Below are 1,189 nucleotides of genomic sequence, written 5' to 3'. Positions count from 1 at the left end.
GCGCAGGATGTCGTGGTAATACAGTCCGATCCTGCGTGTCGCGGCCTCCGAATGTATCATCGAGTGCGCGCGCCGACGGTAATAAAAATGAACAGCGTTCGTGACAACGAAACGGCTGCGCGCCATCACCGCCCGCATGTACAGATCCCAGTCTTCGTATGCGCTCAGCGATTCGTCATATCCAAGAGAGCGCAGCATTTCCGTGCGGCCCATCATGGTCGCCGTCGAAAAGCGGTTCTGACACAACCCAGACGATCTCGCCTCGCCCACGAAAGTGATGCACTGGGTCCACGCGTCTGCAGCCGGGTTCGCGTCGGGGCGATCGTCGAAATAAGCCGTTTGCGGCACGACGAAGGACACATCGTCATTAATCGTCAGCGCATCCACCCCGATCGACACAAACCGGCCATCAATGAGGTCGTCTGCGTCAAGCGTCAGCACGAACTCGCCGCGCGCATGTGAAAGCGCCAAATTCCGCGTAGCAGCCAGTCCGCGATTCTGTGTCGACCAGACAACCCTTATCCGCTCGTCGTTTCTGGCCTGCAGCCGAAGCAGCGCGTCCCGGCTTTCGGGATCGGTCGATGCATCGTCGACGACAATCAGCTCGATATTCGGATACGCGGACTCGAGCACGCTATCGACCGTCTCCTCGACGTAGTCACCGAGGTTATGGTGTGGAATCAGAATGCTGACAAGCGCCGCACCCGATGCCCGTTCGGCCGAGCGCGAGTGCTTCGGCAATGTCCAGGGCCTCGGTCCCGTTGGAACGACAACGGAGCGCAGCGCTCGCGGCGCGGCAAACACCCTGGACAACGCTTGGGCCAAGCCAGCTGGCGATCCGTTGAACTTCACGCAGTTGATGCCGTCCTGCCACGGTGACGCATCCCCGAATGCCGGATTCAAGTCCGCCAGTACGCACAATGCGCCGGAGAGCGACGCTTCGTATGCCGCGAGACAGAACGACTCGAACGTCCCCGGAAACACGCATACCGACTCGCTGACGATGCGATGGCGCTCGGCCGCGTCGGCATCGGTCGCAAAGTGGAATCGATCGAGCAAATCGCCCGGGATAAGGCGGCGCACTTCCGCCAGATAGTCCACGTCCGTCGCCATCGCGATCAGACGAATCTGCCCGCAATAGCGCGGATTGAGCCGGAGAAAGTCACAGCATCCGCGCACGAAGATATCG

Annotated in this window: 1 protein-coding gene; it reads right to left on the bottom strand. The window is 60.6% G+C overall.

The window, feature by feature from the left end; all coding sequences use genetic code 11:
• Positions 1-1,189, bottom strand: a 1,189-nt coding sequence (locus ACFUEJ_RS24255) for a glycosyltransferase (RefSeq protein ID WP_388032389.1), incomplete at both ends; no start/stop codon positions are given.

It is taken from the genome of Gordonia sp. NPDC057258, from assembly GCF_042668985.1.
GTDB classification, from domain to species: domain Bacteria; phylum Actinomycetota; class Actinomycetes; order Mycobacteriales; family Mycobacteriaceae; genus Gordonia; species Gordonia hongkongensis.
The sequence above is the reverse complement of the archived record's forward strand: the minus strand, read 5'-3'. Positions and strand labels throughout refer to the sequence as shown.